General features: G+C 65.4%; 12 protein-coding genes and 1 pseudogene. 5 read left to right on the top strand and 8 right to left on the bottom strand.

Annotated elements, in window-relative coordinates:
* Positions 1 to 41 precede the first annotated feature (41 nt).
* A complete protein-coding gene (locus tag DNJ95_RS19315) occupies positions 42 to 608 on the top strand; it encodes a flavin reductase family protein (protein ID WP_181953410.1) in 567 nt (188 codons plus the stop codon).
* Here the strand turns inward: DNJ95_RS19315 and DNJ95_RS19310 are convergent.
* Positions 576 to 1056, bottom strand: a pseudogene (locus DNJ95_RS19310) (LysR substrate-binding domain-containing protein); the annotation flags it as partial. The gene DNJ95_RS19315 and the pseudogene DNJ95_RS19310 overlap by 33 nt on opposite strands.
* 267 nt (positions 1057 to 1323) lie before the next feature.
* Here DNJ95_RS19310 and DNJ95_RS17750 point away from each other — a divergent pair.
* Positions 1324 to 1995, top strand: a complete 672-nt coding sequence (locus DNJ95_RS17750) for a response regulator transcription factor (RefSeq protein ID WP_131186053.1) — start codon at positions 1324 to 1326, stop codon at positions 1993 to 1995.
* Positions 1905 to 3806, top strand: coding sequence for an ATP-binding protein (locus tag DNJ95_RS17745; protein ID WP_165492435.1), 1902 nt, complete (start codon positions 1905 to 1907; stop codon positions 3804 to 3806). Before DNJ95_RS17750 ends, DNJ95_RS17745 begins: the two co-directional genes overlap by 91 nt.
* A 61-nt stretch (positions 3807 to 3867) precedes the next feature.
* Here the strand turns inward: DNJ95_RS17745 and DNJ95_RS17740 are convergent, their stop codons facing one another.
* On the bottom strand, positions 3868 to 5001 hold the full coding sequence (locus DNJ95_RS17740; RefSeq protein WP_207388778.1) for an Rpn family recombination-promoting nuclease/putative transposase: 1134 nt from the start codon (positions 4999 to 5001) through the stop codon (positions 3868 to 3870).
* A 154-nt stretch (positions 5002 to 5155) separates the two neighbouring features.
* Between DNJ95_RS17740 and nrdR the strand changes: the two genes are divergently transcribed.
* Both nrdR and ribD read left to right on the top strand, forming a co-directional pair.
* Positions 5156 to 5620 (top strand): transcriptional regulator NrdR, encoded by a 465-nt coding sequence (gene nrdR / locus DNJ95_RS17735; protein WP_131186051.1) that lies wholly within the window; start codon positions 5156 to 5158, stop codon positions 5618 to 5620.
* Positions 5620 to 6735 (top strand): bifunctional diaminohydroxyphosphoribosylaminopyrimidine deaminase/5-amino-6-(5-phosphoribosylamino)uracil reductase RibD, encoded by a 1116-nt coding sequence (gene ribD / locus DNJ95_RS17730; protein WP_181953409.1) that lies wholly within the window; start codon positions 5620 to 5622, stop codon positions 6733 to 6735. The genes nrdR and ribD overlap by 1 nt, the downstream gene beginning before the upstream one ends.
* Before the next feature lie 316 nt (positions 6736 to 7051).
* Here ribD and eutC read toward each other — a convergent pair whose 3' ends face one another.
* The 6 genes from eutC to DNJ95_RS17700 form a co-directional block, all read right to left on the bottom strand.
* A complete protein-coding gene (gene eutC, locus DNJ95_RS17725; protein WP_131186050.1) occupies positions 7052 to 7876 on the bottom strand; it encodes an ethanolamine ammonia-lyase subunit EutC in 825 nt (274 codons plus the stop codon).
* Positions 7877 to 7887: 11 nt separating this feature from the next.
* The gene (locus DNJ95_RS17720) at positions 7888 to 9282 is read right to left on the bottom strand and encodes an ethanolamine ammonia-lyase subunit EutB (RefSeq protein ID WP_131186049.1); all 1395 of its coding nucleotides are present in this window, start codon (positions 9280 to 9282) and stop codon (positions 7888 to 7890) included.
* A 38-nt stretch (positions 9283 to 9320) separates the two neighbouring features.
* Entirely contained in the window at positions 9321 to 11516 is a 2196-nt protein-coding gene (gene eutB / locus DNJ95_RS17715) for an ethanolamine ammonia-lyase (protein ID WP_131186048.1), read from the bottom strand.
* Positions 11517 to 11547: 31 nt separating this feature from the next.
* The gene (locus tag DNJ95_RS17710) at positions 11548 to 12987 is read right to left on the bottom strand and encodes an ethanolamine ammonia-lyase reactivating factor EutA (RefSeq protein WP_131186047.1); all 1440 of its coding nucleotides are present in this window, start codon (positions 12985 to 12987) and stop codon (positions 11548 to 11550) included.
* A gap of 18 nt (positions 12988 to 13005) precedes the next feature.
* On the bottom strand, positions 13006 to 14286 hold the full coding sequence (eutH, locus tag DNJ95_RS17705; protein WP_131186046.1) for an ethanolamine utilization protein EutH: 1281 nt from the start codon (positions 14284 to 14286) through the stop codon (positions 13006 to 13008).
* A 197-nt stretch (positions 14287 to 14483) separates the two neighbouring features.
* A partial coding sequence (locus DNJ95_RS17700; protein ID WP_003137649.1) for an aldehyde dehydrogenase family protein occupies positions 14484 to 14610 on the bottom strand: 127 nt, incomplete at its 5' end.

Raw genomic sequence — 14610 nt, 5'->3', positions numbered from 1 at the left:
CTTGCAGCTTGCAGCTTGCAGCTGTAACCCAAGGAGTCCCCATGAATACTCATATCGCCACCGTCGACCTGGCCAAGGCCTACCGCCTGCTGACCCATGGCCCGACCGTGCTGGTCTCGGCCCGGCATACTGGCGTCGATGACGTGATGGCGGCGGCCTGGGCCTGCGCACTGGATTTCGCCCCGCCGAAACTGACGGTGGTGCTGGACAAGGCGACCCGCACCCGCGAGCTGGTCGAGCGCAGTGGGCGCTTCGCCATCCAGATACCGACGCTGGCGCAACTGGGGCTGGTCAACCATGTCGGCAACCACAGCCTGCACCAGCAACCGGACAAGCTGGCGCGGGCGGCTGTCGAGACGTTCGAGCTGGACGGCAAGGACCTGCCATTGGTCGCTGGCTGCTCCGCCTGGCTGGCCTGCGAGCTGGTCGCCGAGCCGCACAACCAGGCGGTCTACGACCTGTTTATCGGCGAGGTGGTCGCGGCCTGGGCCGATACCCGGGTATTCCATGATGGTCGCTGGCATTTCGAGGCGGCCGACCGCTCCTGGCGCAGCCTGCACCATGTGGCGGGTGGGCATTACTACGCCATTGGCGAGGCGATCGAATAGGCGTTTTGCCGCAGGCGTCGGTGTTATCACCAGCGGATAGCGCAGCACGTCCTCCAGCGGCATGCGCTTGTGGGGCCGCAGGGGATGCAACACAGGAACCGCCACCACCAGCGGATCGCTCCAGGCCAGTTCGGCCAGCAGGCCATCACCCACTTCATCCGACTGCGCAAACCCCACGTCGTACCGGTTGTCGTGCAGCCCCTTGAGCTGCTGCGACAGCGGCACTTCGACCAGTTGGATATCGACTTCGGGGTCTTCCTCGCGGCACTGCATCAGGAAGGCGCCCAGGCGCGGCGGTGTGATGCGATCGGACAGCGCCACGCGCAAGTTGGCCGCCGTAGCCGGCCGCAACCGGCTTGACGCTCTCGCGGGCCTGCTGCAAAGCGGTGAAGATGCGCGTGGCGTGTTCCAGGCACATCTGCCCGGCGCGCGACAGGCGGGTACTGCGGGGGCATTTCTCGCGACAACGCGGCTTGCGATGAAACGTCAACAGACCCTAAGGCGCGGGGTGCACATCGGACGGGGAATCCGGAGGGTTTATTGGACGGGATTCGATGGCAATCGAATATCTCTGATATTGGGTATTTTGAGCTGCGGTCCTGCTGCCTGGTGTCAGGGCTTCGCCGTCGATACCCAATTTCAGTGATGGTTGACCGTGTGGCTTCATGCCAGACTGAGAGAACCCCTGGCTGCTCTGGCGCTTGTCGAACGACTGATGACTACCCTTGAACCCGCATTGCCTGCTCCTGTACTGATCGTCGAGGACGACGCGCTGATCCGCCTGCGATTGCTGGGGGTGTTGCGTTCGTTGGGGTACAGTGAGGACGCGCTGGATTTCGTCGCCAGCCTGGGCGAGGCGCGTGCTTATGCGCGTAGCCAGCCGCTGGCCCTGGCACTGGTGGACATCGGCTTGCCCGATGGCAGCGGTATCGAACTGATCCGCGAATTACGAGCGGCCGATCCGGGGCTGAGCGTCCTGGTGATTTCCGCCTGGAGTACCCAGGCGACCATCATCGCCGCTATACAGGCGGGGGCCACGGGGTATGTGCTGAAGGAGCGCGACGACCTGGAAGTGAGCCTGTCGATCCGCAGCGTGCTGTGTGGCGGGGCGCCGATAGATCCGTTCATTGCCCACCATATCCTTAGGCATGTGCCAACGCAGGCGCAGGCTCGGGTGGTCGAGAGCGCCACGGCCGAGCTGAGTGCCCGTGAGCGCGAGATTCTCGATCTGGTCGCACAGGGGCTGACCAATCGGGAGATCGCGGAGCGATTGACCATTTCCCGGTATACCGTCGAATGCCATATCAAGCATATCTATCGCAAGTTGGCCGTGCCTTCGCGTACCCGGGCCGTGAACGAGGCACGTCAGCGTGGCCTGTTGTCCTGAGCCTGCTGCTGGGTCTGTCGCTGTGGCTGCCGGAGTTGGCGCAGGCCTGCCAGCCGCGTATCGAACAGGTGATGCTGGCCCGTGAGGTCGATGGGCAGGCCGTGCCGCCCGTCGATGGCTGGCAGCCGGTAAGCCTGCCGGATATCTGGCCACGGCGCTGGCATGGGCAGGCCGCTGCTGCGTGGTACCGGGTCGAGTGGCGCAATGAGTGTCCCGGGCAGGTGCTGGCACTGAACATCGAGCGCATGGTGATGGCCGGGCAGGTATTCCTCAACGGGCATCTGATCTGGCAGGACGAGCGCATGCTCGAGCCGCTGTCTCGCAGTTGGAACCTGCCACGCTACTGGCTGCTGCCGGATGCCCTGTTGGCTGAACACAATACCTTGTTGTTGCGCCTGTATTCATCGGAGCACCCGGGGCCTGGCCTGGGCATGCTTCATCTTGGAACCCCCGAGCGGATATTGCCGCTCTACCATGCCCAGTTCTGGCGGCAACGTCATGTGTTCACCATTAACCTGGTGGTCTCTCTGGTGCTGTCCGGGATGTTCCTCGCGCTCTGGCTGATGCGTCGTGTGGAGCAGGCCTTTGGCTGGTTCGCTCTGGCTTCGCTGTTGTGGTCGATCGGTATCGGCAATGTCCTGGCGACCTCGACCTGGCCATTTTCCAGCAGCGATGGCTGGGATCGTTTGAGCCTGGTTGCGCTGGTGTTGTACTGCTGCGCTTTCTGCATGTTCATCTGGGCATTTGGCCAGATACGCTTCCCGCGTCTGGCCAGAGTCCTGTGGTTGTCGTCGGCGTTGGTGTGCGTGGCCGTCCTGCTGCTGCCAACGGCATATATCATGCAGGCGCAGATGGGTGTTGCCCTGATATACCGCGCACTCTTTGTCGCGATCTGTCTGCAGTTCCTGGTGCATGCCATGCGCACACGGCAAACGGATCATCTGCTGCTAGGCCTTTGCCTGTTGAGCTTCCTGTTCATCGGGGGCTACCACTTGCTGGGTATTCTGCAATTGATCGAGTTGCGGCAGGACTACCAAACCACCTCGTCGGTGATCATCGCGCTCTGCATGTTCCTGATCCTGGCCTGGCGTTATACCGGCAGTATGCGGCGTATCGAGGCCTTCAACGACGAGTTGAAGGTGGCGGTGGATGCGACTCGCGAAGAACTGACGCAAACCCTGAGTCGAGAGCATCGACTGGAAATGGACAATGTCCGCTTGAGCGAGCGCCTGGGCATGACCCATGACCTGCACGACAGCCTGGGCAGTTCGCTGATGCGCTCCATCGCCTGGGTCGAGCAGGCACGAGGGATGGCGCAGGAGCAGTTCCTGGCGATGCTCAAGGAGCTGCGTGGCGATCTGCGCCATGTGATCGATGGCGCCTCCGGCAGCGGGGCTCTGGTGAGCGAGACGCCGGGGGAGTGGCTGGCGCCGTTGCGCCACCGTTTCGGGCGGTTGTTCGATGAGCTGGGCCTGGCGTCGCACTGGCGCGTTCCACCGCAGTGGCCGTGCCGGCTGTCGGCGATGCAGCAACTGGCGTTGACGCGCTTCGTCGAGGAGGCGCTGACCAATGTCATCAAGCACAGCCGGGCGAACTCGCTGGAGGTGGTGCTGGAGGCTCTGCCCGAGGGCGGGATGTCGCTTTGCGTCACGGACGACGGGGTGGGCTTCGATGTGCAGGGCACCCTGCAATCCGGCATGGGGATCGGCATGCAGAGCATGCGGGCGCGTATCGAGCGTATCGGCGGGCAGTTGTCGATCGAGTCCGAACAGGGGCGGACATCGCTGCGGATGACGCTACGGCAGGCGTGACCCTGGCGCTACACCCGCACCCATGCCAGGCATGGCAGGTTTTCGAAAGCATGCCTTGATTTCACTCGCCGCTTGCAGGCGTCTCTTTGGATGCGAAACCGTTGTGCCAGGCGCTGGACCCTTCGCGTGCAAGCCCGCGCCTGCTCAAGCCGGCCCGGCGAAGACCTCTTCCAGGGTTCCGGCATCGAGAATCCTGTCGGCCAGGCGCTCCAGTTCTTCGCTGCCGGCCTGCCGGATTCGTTGCCGCACAAGCTTCTTCCAGGGGGCCGAAATGGCGCTCCAGAAGCCTGAGCAGAACGGCTGCTGCTGCTTCCTTGTGGCCTTCCTCTAGCCCTTTCTCGAGCCCCTCCTTGAGTCCAATCTCACGCCCGATCTCATGCCCCTCTTCGATACCCTGGGCTTTCCAGTCGCGGGTCCAGTCTTTCACACGTTCGGCCAGCATGCTGTCGACCTCCTGTAAGTCGTCCAACTGTTCGAGGTGTTCGGTGTTTATAGCACCCATTCGCGCAGGCAGCAGCACGCGCTTGATCCAGGCGGTGAAGTGCCTGCGCAGTTGCATCTGTTCCGGCAGCGCCAGCCAGTCGATCAGCAGGCTCAGCAGTTGGCGGATGTCTTCCGGGGTACGGCTGTTCTCCAGGCCGAACAGGGCGGCGACCAGGTTGCGTACCTGGGGTATGGGTTCGTTGGCATAGCGGTTTTCGTCCAGCAGGAAGTAGCGCAGGTGCGGCCTGTAGGTCTGCAGGTCGCCGGGTGCCTTGTCGATGAGTTCGGCGATATCCTGTGCGGCGTGCCATCGGCGCCTGCCGTTGTAGAGGACGATGGGCAGCACCGGGGGCAGTTTGCCGGACGGTGTGAGTTGCCGGGTCTTGCCCAGGTCTTCGTAGAGCCGGCCCAGGTAGGTGAGGATGCGCAGCGCCATGTATCGGTCGGGTCGCGACTGGAACTGCAGCAACAGGTAGATGTAGAGCCAGCGTTGCTGGTCGGCCCAGCGCACGCGCCAGATGATGTCGTCCTCGCGTTCGCGCAGGTCGGCGGAGACGTGGCTGCTGGCGCCCCGGCTCAGGGTGGTGAAGTCGAGCTGTTCGACCCAGTGCTGGTGGATGTAGCCCCGCAGCAGGTCGGCGACCATTTGCGGATTGCTGAACAGCAGCTTGTAGCTGTTGTCGTGGGGTTTGTGCTGGCTTTGCTCCGGCATGTCGCGTCCTTGCTGGCGTGAATGGGCCGCATGCGGTAGCGGTCGTGGCGGTGCCAGGGCGAATCTCCGGGATTGAGCGGTGGTCCACATTTTTGCCGCCCGGATGCGATGCGCTACCATGTCGTCCCCGACCGTCCAGCCACCGTGGTTATCTATGCATTGTCCCTTCTGCGCCGCCCATGACACCAAGGTCATCGATTCGCGTCTGGTTGCCGAGGGTGACCAGGTGCGCCGACGCCGCGAATGCCTCGCCTGCGGCGAGCGCTTCACCACCTTCGAAACCGCCGAACTGGTGATGCCGCGCCTGATCAAGCAGGACGGCAGCCGCCAGCCGTTCGACGAGGACAAGCTGCGGGCCGGCATGCAGCGAGCGCTGGAGAAGCGCCCGGTGAGTATCGAGCGGCTGGAAGCGGCGATCGCTCATATCAAGCACCAGTTGCGCGCCACCGGTGAACGCGAGATCAAGTCGCGGGTGCTGGGCGAACTGGTGATGGCTGAACTGCAGAAGCTCGATGAAGTGGCCTATATCCGTTTCGCTTCGGTCTACCGGCGCTTCCAGGACCTCAACGAGTTCCGCGAGGAAATCGAGCGGCTATCCCGCGAGCCGGGGAAGCCCTGATGCCGGCCAACGACCAGGCCTGGATGGCCCATGCCCTGCGCCTGGCGCGCCAGGGGTTGTACTCCACACATCCCAATCCGCGGGTCGGTTGCGTGATTGTGCGCGACGGGCAATTGCTCGGCGAGGGCTGGCATGTGCGCGCCGGGGAGCCGCATGCCGAGGTACATGCCTTGCGCCAGGCCGGTGAGGCCGCGCGTGGCGCTACGGCCTATGTGACGCTGGAGCCGTGCAGCCATTTCGGGCGCACGCCGCCGTGTGCCGAGGCGCTGGTTGGGGCCGGCCTGGCGCGGGTGGTGGCGGCGACCCTGGACCCCAACCCGCTGGTGGCCGGGCGTGGCATGCAACGCCTGGCCGAGGCCGGTATCGAGGTGCGGGTCGGGGTGCTGGAAGAACAGGCCCGTGCGTTGAACGCGGGTTTTATCAAGCGCATGGAAAGCGGCCTGCCCTGGGTGCGGGTCAAGCTGGCGATGAGCCTGGATGGCCGCACCGCCATGGCCAGTGGCGAGAGCCAGTGGATCACCGGGCCACGGGCGCGGGCCGAAGTGCAGCGCCTGCGCGCCCGTTCCAGCGCGGTATTGAGTGGTGCCGATACGCTGCTGGCGGATGGCGCCCGGCTGACCGTGCGGGGCGCCGAGCTGGGGCTGGATGCGCAGCGGACGGCCCTGGCGATGGGCCGCCCGCCCTTGCGCGTGCTGGTCGACGGGCGTTTGCGGGTGCCACTGGATGCGCCTTTCTTCCAGGCCGGGCCGACGCTGGTGGCGACGGCGCAGGCAGGGGATGTCGATGCCTATCGGGCCGTGGGCAGCGAACTGTTGGTGGTGACTGGGGAGGGCGGCCATGTCGACCTGCCGGCCCTGTTGCGCGAGCTGGCGGCGCGGGGCGTCAACGAGTTGCTGGTGGAGGCCGGGCCACGCCTGGCCGGGGCTTTCGCCGCGCAGGGGCTGGTGGACGAATACCGTTTGTTCGTCGCCGCCAAGTTCCTCGGCTCTTCGGCGCGCCCGCTGCTGGAGCTGCCACTGGAGCGCATGAGCGAGGCGCGTGAGCTGCGTATCGAGGATATCCGCCGTATCGGCGACGACTGGCAGATCATCGCCCGCCCCGCATCCCGCTCGTAAGAGCGTGCTCGCCCGCGAAGCTTTCGCGGGCGAGCCATTTGTAGAACTTTCGGTTTTGCCGGCTCTTTTCCACAAGCACCGCCGCGAGTGGCTGTGCGGATGCCTGGTGGTGGGACGGGCCTTCGCCGCCAGGGATGTATTCACGTGTGCCCCGTTTCGCCATCAGGTATTCATTCGCACAGGGACGATGAGCCCGAGGTCGTGCCGCAGGCCCTATCGGCAGGCACACTATTTTGCGGGACCAAACATATAGGTTCTCTGTACCTGTTCGCTACTCGACAACACTGCGGCGAAGACGCAGGGGAAGCGCTTGCGCTCAGTTCTCCAGCAGGAAGTTGCCCACCCTGGTCTCGCCTTCGAGCACGGGTATTTCCGCCTCGTCCTTGAGGTTGACCCCCGACAGTCGCCGGCGGCAGGCCTCGCGCATCAGGTACAGCAGGCGGTGCGCGGCCATGCCGTAGCTCAGGCCTTCCAGGCGTACGTTGGAGATGCAGTTGCGGCTGGCGTCGGTCAGGCCCACGCGGGGCGCGTAGGTGAAGTACAGGCCGAGGCTGTCCGGCGAGCTGAGGCCAGGCCGTTCGCCGATCAGCATCACCACCATGCGCGCATTGAGGCGCTGGCCGATCTCGTCGCCCAGCGCCACCCGGCCCTGTTGCACCAGGGCCACCGGCGCCCGCGACCAGCCCTCCTTGAGCGCCTGTTCTTCCAGGCGTTCGAGGAAGGGCAGGGTGTGGCGTTGCACGGCCAGCGCCGAGAGGCCGTCGGCGACCACGATGGCCAGGTCGAAGCCTTGCGGGTGGGCCCGGGCGAATTGGTCCAGTTGGCGTGCCGAGTCTTCGTTCAGGCGGCGCCCCAGGTCCGGGCGTTGCAGGTAGGTGTGGCGATCGCTGGCCGCGCTGTGCAGGAGCAGGCACTCACGGCCTCGCGCTTTCAGCCCATCGGCGAGCGCCTGGGTGTCCAGCGGCAGGTGCACGGCATCGCGCGCCTGGGCGTGGGCGAACTGGAAGTCCAGTTGCGGGCGGGTCGGCAGGCTGGTGCCGGCGCGGCCCAGGGCGATGCGCGCCGGGGTCAGCCGGCGCAGTTCCTGCCAGGGGTTGTCGACGGCACCGTTGGCGGCCTGTGGTTGCTTGTCGTCGCTCATGTTCTGTCTCCTCAGGCCAGGTGCGCCAGTGCCTGGCGGAATGCCGGCGGCAGCGTGTCGCCCAGGCGGAACTGGCCGTCCTGCTGGTGCAGGATGTTCATTTTCTCCAGCCAGGCCTCGAATTCCGGCGCCGGGCGCAGGCCCAGCGCCTTGCGTGCGTAGAGCGCGTCGTGGAAGGAGGTGGTCTGGTAGTTGAGCATCACGTCGTCGGAACCGGGGATGCCCATGATGAAGTTGATGCCGGCGGTGCCGAGCAGGGTCAGCAGCATGTCCATGTCGTCCTGGTCGGCTTCGGCATGGTTGGTGTAGCAGATGTCGCAGCCCATCGGCACGCCCAGCAGCTTGCCACAGAAGTGGTCCTCCAGGCCGGCGCGGATGATCTGCTTGCCGTTGTAGAGGTATTCCGGGCCGATGAAGCCGACCACGGTGTTGACCAGGAACGGCTTGTAGTGGCGCGCCACGGCATAGGCGCGGGCTTCGCAGGTCTGCTGGTCGACGCCGTGGTTGGCGTTGGCCGACAGCGCGCTGCCCTGGCCGGTCTCGAAGTACATCAGGTTGTCGCCGAGGGTGCCGCGGCCCAGCGACAGGCCGGCTTCGTAGCCCTCGCGGAGGATTTCCAGGCTGATGCCGAAGCTCTCGTTGGCCGCCTGGGTGCCGGCGATGGACTGGAACACCAGGTCCAGCGGCATGCCGCGGTTGATCGCCTCGATGGAGGTGGTGACGTGGGTCAGCACGCAGGCCTGGGTGGGGATCTCGTAGCGCTGGATGATGGCGTCGAGCATTTCCAGCATGGCGCAGATCGACGACAGGCTGTCGGTGGCCGGGTTGATGCCGAGCATGGCATCGCCATTGCCGTAGAGCAGGCCATCGAGCACGCTGGCGGCGATGCCGGCCGGTTCGTCGGTCGGGTGGTTGGGCTGCAGGCGGGTGGACATGCGCCCGCGCAGGCCGACGGTATTGCGAAAGCGCGTGACCACGCGGATCTTCTGCGCCACCAGTACCAGGTCCTGTACGCGCATGATCTTCGATACGGCGGCGGCCATTTCCGGCGTCAGGCCGGGGGCCAATTGGCGCAGCGCGCCTTCGCTGGCCTGGTCGGACAGCAGCCAGTCGCGGAAACCGCCGACGGTCAGGTGCCCGACCGGGGCGAAGGCCCGGGCATCGTGATTGTCGATGATCAGCCGGGTGACTTCATCCTGCTCGTAGGGGATCAGCGCTTCCTGCAGGAACTGCTTGAGCGGGATGTCGGCCAGGGTCATCTGCGCCGCGACGCGTTCGGCATCGCTGCCCGCGGCGACCTCCGCCAGGTAGTCGCCGGAGCGCGCCGGGCTGGCCTTGGCCATGACTTCCTTGAGGCTGTCGAAGCGCCAGGTCTGGCCGCCGATGCTGTGGGAATAGGTTGCCATCTCAGTCTCCTGGAAATTTCTTGGGGTTGGACCGCCGTTCAGGACGCACGTTTTTTCAACAGGCTTTCCAGGCGGTTGCCGGCGGCGTGGTGCTGGAGAATCTCGAAGACTTTCTCGGCCACCACGCTGCCGCCCTCGATGGGCGGCAGGCCGCCGCTGTAGATGTTGGAAATCACCGTGTACTCGTAGCGTATGTCGGCATTGCCGCTGAAGCGTGCCGCCTGCTCGCGCGCCCTGGCGTCCGGCAGGCGGTAGCCCAGGTAGGCGGACATGCTGCGCGAGGCCAGGGCATCGCCGCCCGGGCGCTCGCCGATCAGCACCACGATCAGTTGCGGTTGTAGCGCCTCGCCCACCGATTCGGCCAGCTTGACCCGGCCATAGGGCGCCAGGATCGGCTGGCCGATGCGCAGTTCGCGGCTGCGCAGGCCGTCCAGCAGCACCGGCAGCAGGTCGGGGATGTTGTGATGGATGGCCTCGGCGCTGAGGCCGTCGGAAATGACGATCTGTACGTCGTTGTATTCCGGCAGCAGGCCTTGCAGTGCTTCCTCGGCCAGGCGCGCGCCGAGTTCCGGGTCCTGCAAGTGGGTCAGTTTGTCCGGGGCGCGGGTGTGCAGTTCGCGCAACGGGATGTCGCCGATTTCCGTGGGGCGCAGGTCGACATGGATCGCCTCGCGGGCCACCGCCAGGTTGGCGCGCACGGTGCGCGAAACCCGGTTGGCCGGGCGTGGCCCGGCATTGTCGAAGCCGTAGGTGGCGGGTGTCGATTCGTGCAGGCGCTGGAAGTCGATGTCCGACGCGCAGAAGATGCGCGGGTTGCCCCAGTTCGGGCCACGGCTGATAGTGCCGTCGCGGTCTTCGCTGAAGATGCCCCTGGCCAGTGCCCAGCGCAGGTATTCCGGCGCCGGCGCCAGGTCGTGGATTTCCCGCAGGGTCTGGTCGTCATGGCCGCTGGTGTCGAAGTAGGCGAGCATGCGGTCGGTGCTCAGGTAGACATCCATGAAGAAGTTGGCACCCGCAGCGGTGAGCAGTTCGGTGGCCATCTGCTGGCCTTCCACGGTGACCTGCGAGTGCAGTGTGTAGCAGGGCGCCATGCCCATCGGCAGGCCGAGCAGCTTGCCCATGAACTGGTCCTGCAGGCAGGAATAGGTCATCTCGAAGTTGTCCAGGTGGGTTTCCGGGCCGATGAAGCCGGTGACGTTGTTCACCATGAACGGTTTGTAGCGTCGCGCCAGGCCGTAGCACAGCGCCTCGGTGGTGGCCATGTCGATGCCTTCGTGCTTGCCGTAGGTCAGTTCGCTGCCCTGGCCGGTCTCGAAGTACATGAAGTTTTCCGCCACCTCGCGCAGCGGGCCTTGTTCGCGCATGGTGTGCCAGGCCTGGTCGAGCAGCTCGACAGTGACATCGAACTCGTCGGTCAGGGTGCGTTCGGTGCCGGCCAGGCTCTGGAACATGATCTCCACCGGTGCGCCCTGCTCCAGGCAGGCCAGTTGCGTCTTGATATGCGAGAGCACGCAGATCTGCGTCGGCGCACCGGTCTCGCGGCGCAACCTGTCCAGGTGGCGCAGGGTGGCGCTGATGTTGTCGACGGTGTCGATGGCCGGGTTGAGGCCGATCAGCGCATCGCCCGAGCCCATGCTCAGGCCGGTGTAGACCAGCAGGGTGATACCGCTGAGGTTGTCGGTGGGGTGGTTGGGCTGCAGGCGCGAGGACAGCGTACCGGGCAGGCCGACCAGGGTGCGCGCCTTGGCGGCCGCGCCGCTCTTGAGCCGCTTCGATAGCAGGATCAGTTCGTGAACGTCCAGCAGCTTGGCCAGTGCGGCGGCCATCACGCCGGTCAGGGCCTGGCCGATACGGCGGATTTCGTTGCCGTTGCTGCGCAGCAGGTGGTCTTTCAGCTCGCCCAGGGTGAGCCCGGCGATCTCGCCGAAAACCTCCAGGTCGATGTCGTAGTTGACCCGCATCACGCTGTCGATATGCCCCTGGCGGTCGGTCAGCGGGTGGTCGTAGTAGTGCTGCAGGCTCAGTTCGGAGAGCACCTTGCGCGCGGCTTCGCGGGTGATCTCGTCCGCCGCCGCCAGCCCGGCGACACGATCGCCGGCCTTGCTGATATCGGCGGCGCCGAGCACGGCCTTGAGGTTGGGGAATTCGACCTGCCGGTCGAGCACCAGGGTGCCGTAGCGGCATTCGGCCCGGGTTGCCGGGATATTGATCCGATCGAGCGCTTTGAGGGACATGCGGGCTTCTCCTGTGCGGATAGTCTCGTTCTCAGTGCACGCCATAGAAGGCGACCGGAACGATCTGTTGCCGTGGCTTGCCGAGGTTCACGTAGTGCGCATGGCGCTCGCGGACCTCATCGATCACCAGCAGGTTGGCAGTCAGGCGTCCCCAGTCCGTAGCGTAGTTGCCCAGTGCCTTGCCGGCATTGTTTTCCAGCAGTATCACCAGCGGCCAGTCCGGCCCCGGTGCGACCTGCTCGATGGCACCGGCCAGGCGCGCACCGAGCTGGCGTATACCTTGCAGCCCCGGCGCGTTGCCGTTGTCCAGCAGTTGCAGGCAGGCCCCGCCGGGGCTGCTGCGCGCCCTGGCGATGGCATCGGCCAGTTGCGCCTGGCTGGCGCCGGTGTCCAGACGCGCGATGATGGGCAGGTCCTTGAGCGGCAGTGCCCCGGGCCGGGGCAGAAACAGGGTGGTGCCGGAAATCTCGGTATTGTGCAGGGTCAGCCCGTAGACCGTGGCCCGGCCACGGTTCTCCGGCACCAGCCGGTGCGCATCGCGTATCAACCGTGGTGTCGCGGCAATGGCGCGTGCAAGGTCTATGCCGAGGTCTCCGTAATGGGTCGTGCCGGGTAATGCCTGGCCATCCAGGTGGCGGTAGATCAGCTCGCCGACGCCACCGGAAAAGGCCACTGCGGGTGTGCTCGCCAGCGCGGGCAGGTTGAGCGGAATCTGCTCGATCTGCCGCCCCGGCGCGGTAGCGAAGAATGCCCCGTTGCCCTCGACGATGGCCAGTAGGGCCTGGACGTTCCAGTCCAGGACGGTGTCCAGTTGCCGCCGGTCGAGTTCGTCGCCGGGCCTGCTGTCGATGTGCAGTGTCCGCAGCAACTGTTCGCCGAAGCGCGACAGGCTGCTCAGGCGGTAGCCGCCCGGTTCGAACTGCAAGTGGCGGGCACCAATGAAGTGGCAGCCGCAGGCCAGCACGTTGCCGTCCAGCCCGAGCGCCGTGTTGGTGGTGCCACCGCCGATGTCCAGGTTCAGCAGCGGTTGCGTAGCGTGGAAGCGGCTCAGCGCCGAGCAACTGCCCATGAAGGCCAGCCAGGACTCCAGGCCACCGTCGTCGGCGCGGGTGACCAGGGCATCGCCGACCAGCTCGCCGACCAGTTCGGCCAGCGCCTGGGCGTTGTGCCGCTGGGCGGCCAGGCCGGTGATGATGACCCCGCCGGAGAACAGCTCACTGGCGGTCACGCCGGCTTCGCCGAGCCAGGTGGCGATCAGGTCGCGGACGGTGTCGAGGTCGATGCTGCCGTGGCGAAAGGGTGTGAACACCGGCTCGCCCCGGTACAGCACCCGCGGCTCCTGCAGGGCCATGCGTCCGGTGACGCAGTGGCTGCTGATAGTGGCCTGCGCGACCAGTGCGCTGCTGGTGGTGGAGCCGAAGTCCAGCCCCAGCAGCAACACCGGCGCGCCACTTGCAGTGGCCTGCGGCATGCTCGTCTACCTCGTCGCTCAGACCGGTGCGGCCGTCTTCGTCGGCAACTCGCTTCCATGCAGTTCCGGGCTCAGGTACTCGCCTTCCTCGATGATGCCGGCGGCGCGATCCTGTTCCTCCAGTGCCAGCGCCTTGGGCACCGACAGCCAGTAGGCCAGGCCGATGGCGGCGAAGCCGGCCAGCAGCTTGCCGATCAGCACCGGCAGGATGATGGTGGGCTGGAAGTTGGCGGTGAAGGACAGGTGGTCGCCGAGCAGGAAGGCCGCGCAGACGGCGAAGGCGATGTTCAGCACCTTGTCCTTCGGCGGCATCAGGCGCACCAGGCGGAACATGGCGAGGATGTTGGCGATGGTCGCGAGGATGCCGGCGCTGCCGACGGCGCTCAGGCCGACCTTGCCGCCGAGCTTCTCCAGCGGGCCGCCGAAGTACTTGCGCAGCAGGTAGACCATCGGGAAGGCGCCGGCCAGCATGATGCCGATGTAGCCGGCGGTTTCCAGGGCGCGGGTCTGATCCTCGGCGTCGGCGATGATCGGGTCGAAGCCCCAGCCGCCGAGCACGACGGTGAACACGCCGGTGAAGTACTCGACGATGGAGAACACCAGCACCAGCTTGATCAGTGCATCCAGGCCGCGACCGAAACCGATGAAGCCCTTGATCATCAGGTCCGGCAGGAAGCGCAGGCCGAGGGCCAGGGCCACCACGAAAACGATGATCGGCAGCAGGTTGGCGAAGATGCCGCCTAGCGCCATGGCCAACTGATAGGTGGCTTCGCCGTTGGTGGCGACCACTTCGCGCACCATCGGGTTGCCGAACACCAGGATGACACTGGCGATCAGCACGCCGAGCGGGATGGTGAGGATGCCGGACATGATGCCCAGCGCCATGTATTTGTGGTCACGCTTGTCGAGCATGGCCAGGCCCATGGGGATCGAGAAGACGATGGTCGCACCGCCCATGAAGCCGGTGATCAGCGCCATGATCAGCGCTTCCTTGCTGGCCGCCAGGGCCGAGGCGAGGTGATAGCCGCCCATGTCCGAGGCGATGATCATGGTCGCCGCCAGCGCCGGGTCGGCGCCCAGGGCGTCGAAGAAGGGACCGAAGACACTTTCGATGATGACGGTCAGGTAGGGGATGGAGGCCATGATGCCGGCCGCTGGTACGAAGATATAGCCCGTGGCATGGATACCTTCCATGAACTCCTTGCCGAGGCCCTTCTCGCTGTCCCGGATAGCCGCGAAGGCACCCAGAACCGCACAGAACATGATTACGTAGAGAACGTAATTTCCTATTTGATCCATTGCTCTTGCCCTTTGTTATGTTCTTGAACGAGCTTGACGAAGCAATATGAAGGCCAGTGCTACGCAGGCAGCCGGGAGGGCCTTCGGAGGTTGGTGCGGTGTGCTTTTTCGGTGCGTTTTGTTTTCGTGTTTTGCTCTTTTATGGTGTCATCTCGAAAGGCCATGCCCGAAATCGGGCATGGCCGGATAGTCCCGGATCAGAAGAAGCCGAGCGGGTTGATGTCGTAGCTGACCAGCAGGTTCTTGGTCTGCTGGTAGTGGTCGAGCATCATCTTGTGGGTCTCGCGGCCGACGCCGGACTTCTTGTAGCCACCGAACGCGGCG

The organism is Stutzerimonas kirkiae, assembly GCF_004327335.1.
GTDB classification, from domain to species: domain Bacteria; phylum Pseudomonadota; class Gammaproteobacteria; order Pseudomonadales; family Pseudomonadaceae; genus Stutzerimonas; species Stutzerimonas kirkiae.
Note: the sequence above shows the minus strand (reverse complement) of the source record. Positions and strands in the feature narration are given on the sequence as shown.